6 protein-coding genes and 3 rRNA genes are annotated in these 11026 nt (G+C 43.2%); 6 read left to right on the forward strand and 3 right to left on the reverse strand.

The window, feature by feature from the left end:
- Positions 1 to 403 precede the first annotated feature (403 nt).
- From AC0L4E_RS00005 to rrf, 3 genes are all read left to right on the forward strand, one after another.
- A 16S ribosomal RNA gene (locus AC0L4E_RS00005) occupies positions 404 to 1948 on the forward strand.
- Between the two features lie 375 nt (positions 1949 to 2323).
- Positions 2324 to 5215: ribosomal RNA gene (locus AC0L4E_RS00010) — 23S ribosomal RNA — on the forward strand.
- A gap of 207 nt (positions 5216 to 5422) precedes the next feature.
- Positions 5423 to 5538: ribosomal RNA gene (gene rrf, locus AC0L4E_RS00015) — 5S ribosomal RNA — on the forward strand.
- The 16S, 23S and 5S rRNA genes sit together here, the layout of an rRNA operon.
- On the opposite strand, the gene AC0L4E_RS00020 is transcribed toward rrf, so the two are convergent.
- Positions 5527 to 5664, reverse strand: coding sequence for a hypothetical protein (locus AC0L4E_RS00020; RefSeq protein WP_473677457.1), 138 nt, complete (start codon positions 5662 to 5664; stop codon positions 5527 to 5529). The genes rrf and AC0L4E_RS00020 overlap by 12 nt on opposite strands.
- A 373-nt stretch (positions 5665 to 6037) precedes the next feature.
- Here AC0L4E_RS00020 and AC0L4E_RS00025 point away from each other — a divergent pair, with 373 nt between their 5' ends.
- Positions 6038 to 7312: a CinA family nicotinamide mononucleotide deamidase-related protein gene (locus tag AC0L4E_RS00025; RefSeq protein ID WP_473677458.1), complete on the forward strand. Its 1275-nt coding sequence runs from the start codon at positions 6038 to 6040 to the stop codon at positions 7310 to 7312.
- A gap of 54 nt (positions 7313 to 7366) precedes the next feature.
- Here AC0L4E_RS00025 and AC0L4E_RS00030 read toward each other — a convergent pair whose 3' ends face one another.
- Positions 7367 to 8548, reverse strand: coding sequence for a flagellar assembly protein T N-terminal domain-containing protein (locus AC0L4E_RS00030; protein ID WP_473677459.1), 1182 nt, complete (start codon positions 8546 to 8548; stop codon positions 7367 to 7369).
- A gap of 3 nt (positions 8549 to 8551) precedes the next feature.
- The gene (locus AC0L4E_RS00035) at positions 8552 to 9280 is read right to left on the reverse strand and encodes a flagellar basal body L-ring protein FlgH (RefSeq protein WP_473677460.1); all 729 of its coding nucleotides are present in this window, start codon (positions 9278 to 9280) and stop codon (positions 8552 to 8554) included.
- 382 nt (positions 9281 to 9662) lie between these two features.
- Between AC0L4E_RS00035 and AC0L4E_RS00040 the strand changes: the two genes are divergently transcribed.
- Positions 9663 to 10427: a hypothetical protein gene (locus AC0L4E_RS00040; protein ID WP_473677461.1), complete on the forward strand. Its 765-nt coding sequence runs from the start codon at positions 9663 to 9665 to the stop codon at positions 10425 to 10427.
- Between the two features lie 100 nt (positions 10428 to 10527).
- Positions 10528 to 10983, forward strand: coding sequence for an LPP20 family lipoprotein (locus tag AC0L4E_RS00045; RefSeq protein ID WP_473677462.1), 456 nt, complete (start codon positions 10528 to 10530; stop codon positions 10981 to 10983).
- The last annotated feature ends 43 nt before the right edge of the window (positions 10984 to 11026 follow it).

Genomic DNA, 11026 nt, shown 5'->3' on the forward strand with positions numbered 1-11026 from the left:
GTTTCATAATCTCCCTATAATGCGCATCCACTGACACGGCAGAGCGCAACAGCGAAACACTGAGTCAGGTTGATTTAAGACGGTTTTAACCACTTCAAATTAACGGCGAAAAGAAGTTTGAAAAAACACTTGACGCCAACGAGGGAAAGCGTAGAATACGCATCCCTGACCAACACGGTCAACGCTCTTTAACAATCAAACAAGTAAATCTGTGTGGACACTCACAGGTGTTGAGTTAATCGAAATTGCTGACTTCTTTCTTGTAAAGAATGCAGCAATCAAAATTATTATCAATGTAACGATGAGTGTTCATAGCAATATGTAACAAACAGGATGTAGATTCTTCCGAGTCTGCATAATGTAATCAGAATTCATTGAGCCGAGACTTAGTCTCAAAAAACTTTAATTGAAGAGTTTGATCATGGCTCAGATTGAACGCTGGCGGCAGGCCTAACACATGCAAGTCGAGCGGTAACAGGAAGAAAGCTTGCTTTCTTTGCTGACGAGCGGCGGACGGGTGAGTAATGCCTAGGGATCTGCCCAGTCGAGGGGGATAACAGTTGGAAACGACTGCTAATACCGCATACGCCCTACGGGGGAAAGGAGGGGACCTTCGGGCCTTTCGCGATTGGATGAACCTAGGTGGGATTAGCTAGTTGGTAAGGTAATGGCTTACCAAGGCGACGATCCCTAGCTGTTCTGAGAGGATGATCAGCCACACTGGGACTGAGACACGGCCCAGACTCCTACGGGAGGCAGCAGTGGGGAATATTGCACAATGGGGGAAACCCTGATGCAGCCATGCCGCGTGTGTGAAGAAGGCCCTAGGGTTGTAAAGCACTTTCAGTAGGGAGGAAAGGTAGTGGTTTAATACGCCATTACTGTGACGTTACCTACAGAAGAAGGACCGGCTAACTTCGTGCCAGCAGCCGCGGTAATACGAGGGGTCCAAGCGTTAATCGGAATTACTGGGCGTAAAGCGTACGCAGGCGGTTCATTAAGCCAGATGTGAAATCCCCGGGCTCAACCTGGGAATTGCATTTGGAACTGGTGAACTAGAGTCTTGTAGAGGGGGGTAGAATTTCAGGTGTAGCGGTGAAATGCGTAGAGATCTGAAGGAATACCGGTGGCGAAGGCGGCCCCCTGGACAAAGACTGACGCTCATGTACGAAAGCGTGGGGAGCAAACAGGATTAGATACCCTGGTAGTCCACGCCGTAAACGATGTCTACTCGGAGTTTGGTGCCTTGAGCACTGGGCTCCCAAGCTAACGCATTAAGTAGACCGCCTGGGGAGTACGGCCGCAAGGTTAAAACTCAAATGAATTGACGGGGGCCCGCACAAGCGGTGGAGCATGTGGTTTAATTCGATGCAACGCGAAGAACCTTACCTACTCTTGACATCCAGAGAATTCGCTAGAGATAGCTTAGTGCCTTCGGGAACTCTGAGACAGGTGCTGCATGGCTGTCGTCAGCTCGTGTTGTGAAATGTTGGGTTAAGTCCCGCAACGAGCGCAACCCCTATCCTTATTTGCCAGCACGTAATGGTGGGAACTCTAGGGAGACTGCCGGTGATAAACCGGAGGAAGGTGGGGACGACGTCAAGTCATCATGGCCCTTACGAGTAGGGCTACACACGTGCTACAATGGCGTATACAGAGGGTTGCAAAGCCGCAAGGTCTAGCTAATCTCACAAAGTACGTCGTAGTCCGGATTGGAGTCTGCAACTCGACTCCATGAAGTCGGAATCGCTAGTAATCGTAGATCAGAATGCTACGGTGAATACGTTCCCGGGCCTTGTACACACCGCCCGTCACACCATGGGAGTGGGCTGCACCAGAAGTAGATAGTCTAACCTTCGGGGGGACGTTTACCACGGTGTGGTTCATGACTGGGGTGAAGTCGTAACAAGGTAGCCCTAGGGGAACCTGGGGCTGGATCACCTCCTTACCTATACGACTAACTTAATGTTTGTTGAGTGTTCACACAGATTGCTTGTTACTCCTTGATGGAGTTGAGCGAAATGCGCCGCCAGCCGGTTAGCATTGTTCTTTAACAATTTGGAAAGCTGATAGTATTTAATTACATGAGTCTGTCATGTTAATTAATTACAAATCGTATTATTGGGAAGTTAATCCCTTTTCAGTAATACATTGAGTTCTCAAAACACTTTATTAAGTGTCTTGAATATTCTAAAAACTAAGGCGAATTTGTGTACTCGTAAGAGATGCAAATTAGTAATAAACCAGCTAGTTGCGATACGACTGTTAAGGCTACCCGCTTTAACAACAGTTTGTTTCTTATAGAAACTTATTTGGGTTGTATGGTTAAGTGACTAAGCGTATACGGTGGATGCCTTGGCAGTCAGAGGCGATGAAGGACGTAGTAACTTGCGAAAAGCGTTGGCGAGCTAGTAACAAGCATTTGAGCTAACGATGTCCGAATGGGGAAACCCGGCCACATAAGTGGTCATCATAACGTGAATACATAGCGTTATGAGGCGAACCTGGGGAACTGAAACATCTAAGTACCCAGAGGAAAAGAAATCAACCGAGATTCCCCTAGTAGCGGCGAGCGAACGGGGATTAGCCCTTAAGTCTATGGGGTGTTAGTGGAATGTGTTGGAAAGCACAGCGGCACAGGGTGATAGCCCCGTACATGAAAACTAACCATAGATGAAATCGAGTAAGGCGGGACACGTGACATCCTGTTTGAATATGGGGGGACCATCCTCCAAGGCTAAATACTCCTGACTGACCGATAGTGAACCAGTACCGTGAGGGAAAGGCGAAAAGAACCCCTGTGAGGGGAGTGAAATAGAACCTGAAACCGTGTACGTACAAGCAGTGGGAGCGGTTCTTGAGACCGTGACTGCGTACCTTTTGTATAATGGGTCAGCGACTTACATTTTGTAGCGAGGTTAAGCGAATAGCGGAGCCGTAGGGAAACCGAGTGTTAACTGCGCGTTTAGTTGCAAGGTGTAGACCCGAAACCGAGTGATCTAGCCATGGGCAGGTTGAAGGTTGAGTAACATCAACTGGAGGACCGAACCGACTAATGTTGAAAAATTAGCGGATGACTTGTGGCTGGGGGTGAAAGGCCAATCAAACTCGGAGATATCTGGTTCTCCTCGAAAGCTATTTAGGTAGCGCCTCGAGCGAATACCACTGGGGGTAGAGCACTGTTAAGGCTAGGGGGTCATCCCGACTTACCAACCCTTTGCAAACTCCGAATACCAGTGAGTACTACTCGGGAGACAGACGGCGGGTGCTAACGTCCGTCGTCAAAAGGGAAACAACCCAGACCATCAGCTAAGGTCCCAAAGTTATTGCTAAGTGGGAAACGATGTGGGAAGGCTTAGACAGCTAGGATGTTGGCTTAGAAGCAGCCATCATTTAAAGAAAGCGTAATAGCTCACTAGTCGAGTCGGCCTGCGCGGAAGATTTAACGGGGCTAAGCAATACACCGAAGCTATGGGTTTGCTCTTAGGAGCAAGCGGTAGAGGAGCGTTCTGTAAGCGGTTGAAGGTGAAGGGGTAACCCACACTGGACGTATCAGAAGTGCGAATGCTGACATGAGTAACGATAATGGGGGTGAAAAACCCCCACGCCGAAAGACCAAGGGTTCCTGTCCAACGTTAATCGGGGCAGGGTGAGTCGACCCCTAAGGCGAGGCCGAAAGGCGTAGTCGATGGGAAACGGGTCAATATTCCCGTACTTCTGCTAACTGCGATGGAGAGACGGAGAAGGCTAGGCTAGCGCGGCGTTGGTTGTCCGCGTTTAAGACTGTAGGCTGTTCACTTAGGCAAATCCGGGTGAACACTAGGCTGAGAGTTGATGACGAGTCCCCAAGGGGATGAAGTAGTTGATGCCATGCTTCCAGGAAAATCTTCTAAGCTTCAGGTTAGTAGGAATCGTACCCCAAACCGACACAGGTGGTCGGGTAGAGAATACCAAGGCGCTTGAGAGAACTCGGCTGAAGGAACTAGGCAAAATGGTACCGTAACTTCGGGAGAAGGTACGCTGCTGGCGGTGATGAGACTTGCTCTCTAAGCTGCTGGCAGTCGCAGATACCAGGTGGCTGCAACTGTTTATCAAAAACACAGTACTGTGCAAAATCGCAAGATGACGTATACGGTATGACGCCTGCCCGGTGCTTGAAGGTTAATTGATTGGGTTATCTTCGGAGAAGCTCATGATCGAAGCCCAAGTAAACGGCGGCCGTAACTATAACGGTCCTAAGGTAGCGAAATTCCTTGTCGGGTAAGTTCCGACCTGCACGAATGGCGTAATGATGGCCACGCTGTCTCCAGCCGAGACTCAGTGAAGTTGAAATTGCGGTGAAGATGCCGTATACCCGCGGCTAGACGGAAAGACCCCGTGAACCTTTACTATAGCTTGGCACTGAACATTGAACCTACATGTGTAGGATAGGTGGGAGACTTTGAAACTTCGTCGCTAGATGGAGTGGAGTCAATCTTGAAATACCACCCTTGTAGTTTTGATGTTCTAACCGCGGCCCCTTATCGGGGTTCGGGACAGTGCCTGGTGGGTAGTTTGACTGGGGCGGTCTCCTCCCAAAGAGTAACGGAGGAGCACGAAGGTTGGCTAAGTACGGTCGGACATCGTACGGTTAGTGCAATGGCATAAGCCAGCTTAACTGCGAGACATACACGTCGAGCAGGTACGAAAGTAGGTCATAGTGATCCGGTGGTTCTGTATGGAAGGGCCATCGCTCAACGGATAAAAGGTACTCCGGGGATAACAGGCTGATACCGCCCAAGAGTTCATATCGACGGCGGTGTTTGGCACCTCGATGTCGGCTCATCACATCCTGGGGCTGAAGTCGGTCCCAAGGGTATGGCTGTTCGCCATTTAAAGTGGTACGCGAGCTGGGTTCAGAACGTCGTGAGACAGTTCGGTCCCTATCTGCCGTGGGCGTTGGATGATTGAAGGAAGCTGCTCCTAGTACGAGAGGACCGGAGTGGACGAACCGCTGGTGTTCGGGTTGTTATGCCAATAGCATTGCCCGGTAGCTACGTTCGGAATCGATAACCGCTGAAAGCATCTAAGCGGGAAGCGAGTCCTAAGATGAGTCATCCCTAGGAATTTAATTCCTCTAAAGAGCCGTTCGAGACTAGGACGTTGATAGGCAGGGTGTGTAAGCGTTGTGAGGCGTTGAGCTAACCTGTACTAATGACTCGTGAGGCTTAACCATACAACCCAGATAAGTTTTACCAGAAATGAGTCCAATCATTTCTTGGCACTGCCTACATCCATGTAGGTGTATCTGAGTTGATGGTAACTAGATTTATTACGTAAGACTTAGTGAAGAATATTAAGCACTTAATGAAGTCGATAACTCAAAGAAACAAACAGCTTTCCGAATTTAGTTAATTGCGACAGCGATTAACAACCGAATTTGCTTGGTGACAATAGCATTGTGGTCCCACCTGATCCCATCCCGAACTCAGTAGTGAAACGCAATAGCGCCGATGATAGTGTGGGGTCTCCCCATGTGAAAGTAGGTCATTGCCAAGCGCCTAATACGACGAACCCCGCTACGATGTAGCGGGGTTTTTCTTTGCCTGATGAAAAGTAAATTGCAGGCTTAGACACATCAACAGCTGATAGTGTGGCCGATATGCCCATGTGTAAGCAGGTCATTGCCAAGCGCCTAATACTGATAAAGCCCTAACACGATGTGTTAGGGCTTTTTTGTGTCTGGAAATTAATAAGATTAGAGGCATTAACAGCTAAAAGTTTGGTCGATAAGCCAATGTGTCTTTACAGGGATAAACAAGAAGATCATGCTTAATGCCTAAAAGTGTTTATTCAGCTGTCATTGAGTACTAATCCGACCCTTTCTTCAATTTAGATTTTCTACTTTTAAAGTATCCACAAAGTGACTTAATCCTTTAGTCACTAGATTAAATATTATTTTCTCGTTGATGTTTAACATAGGTCAGCTATCTTGTTAGGCAATTCATAAGCTTTTATTTATTGAGCTACATTTTAAGTCGGTATTTTAGGGACAAAAATGAAATTAGAAATGATTTGCACTGGTGAAGAAGTTTTATCTGGCCAGATTACTGATACTAACGCAGCTTGGGTTGCTAACACTATGATGGAGCTGGGTATTGAAACTCAACACCGCATTACAGTTGGTGATCGTTTAGAAGACTTAAAGAACGCTTTCATCGAACGAAGTCATCACGCTGACGTTATTATCGTGAATGGAGGCTTAGGCCCTACAAGTGATGATATGTCTGCTGAAGCTATGGCTATGGCTAAGGGCGAACAGTTAGTTGAAAACATTGAGTGGCGTGAAAAACTAGTTGAGTGGTTTGCTCGCAACAACAGACAGATGGCTAAGAGTAATTTAAAGCAAGCATGGTTACCTGAGTCAGCAGTAATGGTAGACAACCCTGTAGGAACGGCTTGCGGCTTCAGAGTAAAGCTTAATAATGCTTGGTTGTTCTTTACACCTGGCGTGCCATTTGAATTAAAGCATATGATTAAAGAACAGTTCATTCCGTTTATTAAAAATGAATTCGGTATTAGTGAAAATACCTCATTGAAGAAGTTGCTCACTATTGGTCATGGTGAGTCTTCACTTGCTGATAGTCTGTCTGAGCTAACGCTACCAGAGGGTATTACCCTAGGGTATCGTTCATCGATGCCACATATTGAAATAAAAATCTTTGCCCGTGGTGATAAAGCGATTAGTAAACTTGCTAACGTCACTAAAAAAGTAAAATCGATACTAGGCATAGCTGTGGTTGCTGAAGATAGACCGACTCTAGCATCTGAAATTCATCATCGATTATATCAATCTGGTTTTAGCTTGAGTGTTGCAGAATCCTGTACTGGTGGCTTAATTACCAGTCAGTTAATCGATTTTTCTGGAAGTTCGTCTTATTTGCACCACGGCTTAGTGACTTACAGTAATGAATCAAAGGTAAGGGTTTTAGGCGTTAATCCACAGATCCTTGATGACTATGGCGCAGTTTCTATAGCGACTGTTGAAGCCATGGCTAGAGGGGCAAGGGAGATTTTAGACAGTGACTTTGCACTTTCGACAAGCGGAATAGCTGGGCCTGATGGCGGAAGCGACGAAAAGCCAGTAGGAACCGTTGCCATTGCACTGGCAACGAAGCACGCAGTTTATAGTCAAATGGTAAAATTACCGAGTAGGTCACGGCAACTTGTTCGTACTATCAGTGCTGCAATTGCCTACGATATGTTACGTCGTGCTTTGCTCGGTGAAGCGGTGATAGTGGATTACCCTTCGATATCACGATTTGCTAAGTAGATTGTCATCTAACTAGCTTGATGTAATTAAGCTAGTTAGACTATTTCTTAATCTTTAAAAGGTAACCGTGGTTACGACATCATACAAATCTATTTGATGTTGATTCATCCCATTAATGTCTTCATTTTCTGGTGCTTTTAGTAAACTAATTTTGTTACTCACTTGCACTACTTCGAGTAGAGTCGGCTCTTCTGGTGGCATCAAAGTCGACATAACCGTGTTTCTTGCTGGGATATTTTTCAATTTGATGTGTTGAAAAATATCGCCTTTTTTAACGCCATGTATTGTTCCGATATTGATAGTAATAAATTGATCATCACGATTTATAACTGTCGCTTTAGTGGCTTCACAACTTAATGTTTGGTTGATGTCTTGTGATACTTTAAATAATGTATCGACAATAGCTTGACCATATTCACTGCGCCAAAATAGGCTATTGGACATATCAACTTTGGTAAAAGAGTCAAAACTCCAACCGCCTTCTCCGTGATATTCATCTTCAAGTAAAATACTGTCGCTGATCCTGTCGTACATAAACACTTTAATGGTGAAGTTTCGCTTTGGGTAGGTAGTATTTTTTAGCAGGCTGGATGTTATTTCATTGTACAGGCCGATATCGCGTATATAACCGAAGACTAGATACTGGCTTTGAAATTGGCTGTTTAACCCATGAGAAATGCCTTGGACCGACTTCAAATTAATACTGTCAAAGCTAGAAACAGGCTTAAATACCATCTGTGGTATTAACTCTTCAACAAAAACACTGGGTTGATTGATGAGTTCATTTTTGAACCTTGAAGCTACATGAAAAGGTAATGATGAAATATCACCTGGTGTGGCTTGCTCAGGATTGAGTAATGGGAACTGAGCAATAATGAGCTGCTTTGAATATGCATCTTTAATGCAGTTTGATGTTGAATGTAGGTTTACTTTGAGGTTGACCGTTAATTTACCTGCTGTAATAGTTTCATTGAGAATGATAATTTCACTAATTTGCTGTTTTGAAATAACATTGCTCTTACTACTTGTAAGAATTCCGTCTCTTACCGTGTTTTCGATACTGATATAACTGCTGGCTTGAAGTGACGCATTTTCTATTGCTAGTTCTACGGCTTGTTTACGTATTTTATTGTAGTCATCGCCATTATATGGAATTGATGCTTGTCCAACATACCATTGCGCGACTGATGCAGAAGGTATACAGAGCATGATGATAGCAAAAAAGATTATCATCATTTATTAACCAAATACGTTTAGTAGTTTCGAAATTAACGAAGGATCTTGGTTGTCTTGTTGTTCACCTTTGCCACTGACTTCGATGACTGTATTACCAACCATACTGGAATCTATCGAATGATCAGATGCGATATCTGTGACCCTAATTTCTCCAGAAAAGCGGACATATTCGTCGCCTTTATTTAATTTTAACCATTTTTCGCCAGCAACAATTAAGTTTCCGTTAGGTAGTTTTTCTCTTACTGCAACTGTGATCGTGCCGGAAAGAGAATTGTTATGATTACTTGCAGAGGAGCTATCAAAGTTTTTGTCTTGAGAGTAATCAGCGCTCAGATTGCTGTCGTCAATTTGGATGTTACCAGCAGTGATGTTTGGGGATAATTCAAAGTTGTTCGAGCTGTCGCGCTTGTAGCTAACTGATTTTTTAGACGTCATTTCTTCATTTAGTCTAATTAAAATCATATCTCCAATATCGTATCGATTATTATTTTGATAAATATTGTAAACGTTATCGGGGTTAAAGATTGAACCCGTTACCAACTGCGCTTGCTGAATATTATTGTTTCTAACAGGACGATACTGTGGATCTCCCTTCATCACTTCGTCAGACGGCTCTGTCACATTAACTGTAGTATTTTCTTTAGTTGGAACTTTTATTTCAGCTACTTCAGTTGTTGTACAGGCTGACATACTGAATAAAATGAATACTGCTAACGGGGTTGTTAATTTCATTTCTTAACTGTGTTGGTGGTTTTGCAAATTCTAACTTCAACTTAATACTTAAATCTATACTCTGCACAGTATCTTCATTATCTTTACCGATTTTTACGTTTCTAACGGTTATTTGTTACTAACTATTACTATATATTGTTTTGGTAAGGTGTGAGCAGTGTTTTACGGTTTGCTTGATAATGATAATAAATTATTAATATATCATTCTTGTTTTTATATCAATTTTGTTTTGTTTTTTGAATGAGAGATAAATCTTAATGTTTGTCTGTTTTATGGGTTTATATATTATAGTGATAAAGTCATTGTTTATATTTTAGTTATTTTATACAGTGGAAATAATTAAAATATAATATATTTAATTGGGATTTGGTTTAATTATAATATGAGTCAACAAGAATCAATATCTGTACTAACAAGTGCAGCAGAGCTCATCAATACGAGTTCATCGGTTCAGTCCCAGATAAGTGGAGAGTCAGAAAACTTTGCCGATATACTCACAGGGGTTTCTGCTGCAGGTGATGTTGCCAATCTTGCGCTGAATGCAAGCTCTATCGGTGATGTCTTTTCGGTTGATGACATGCAAGAGAAGATACTTGCAGAAGTGGGTTTAGATAACCCTGACATCCTTTCACTTAGTATGAATACCAGTATGATTTCTGAGATGCAACAAGGCTTGTTATCATCGCTACAGACAAGCATGATAAAAAGTTCACTCAACACAGTCGGTAATATCGCCGCTGACGGTATTCAGGTTTCAGGTGAGGTTACTTCAGGAACAGTTAGCTCTCTAACAAGCTCTGATAATATTGAGGATTCTAGTCTTGTAGATGATATTTATTCGTACTCTTTCGGTGAGGATGGTTTTAATAAACAGGATATTATAGATTCAGTTAATATTTTAAATCACACGCCAATTTTATCTTATATTTACCAAGAAACAACAAATACTGAAATAAGTCCTGCTGCAACTTTAGCCGGAAGTGTTCTTTACTCTGATTATGTTGGTACTGGTTCTACTGCTATTAAATTAATTATGGATTACTTTACTAAAAATAATTCAGACGGAATTGCTGCTGGCGTTAGTTCCTTTTTGTCTGATGATACTAATTCCGAAAGTGATATAGCTGAGACAAATGGAAATAGTTAATCTGCTAATCTTTTAATTAATGTTTTACCATAAATTATTATAGTAAATGTTTTAACGATTATTTTTATATTGAAATGAAATATTCAGTCTGGTTACTTAAATGAAAAAATTAATGTTTATTTTTGGCCTGTTAATAAGTGGTTGCGCCACTTTAGGCAGTGAATCCAAAAAATACCAACCCAGTGATTTTCCAGTACTGAATGCTGTGGGTTATGCGCCTATTGAAAAGCAACCCGCAGAGTTACGCTCAGAGCAAATTTTAATGGCAATGGAAGCGTCAAAAATTTTGGCCTATAGAGAGTTAGCTGAACAAGTCTATGGCTTACAGCTTAATTCGCAAACAGCGATACAAGGGCACTCTTTGAATAATATAGCCACGAAGATTAAAGTTTCTGGTGTGATCAAAGGGGCCAAAGTCGTTAAGACTTACCCAATAGATGGCTTTTATGTCACCGAATTGGAGCTAGACTTTAAGCTAGTGCGAGATTTGTATATGCAGTCAGAAAACCCAGTGCACAGCAGCACCTTGGTGGTTGAGCCGGTAAAAAACTTTTAATGTGAGCCTTTGACCTTTGATTTTAGATATAACTGATAAAAAA

This window comes from Shewanella sp. GJ50-10, assembly GCF_055808815.1.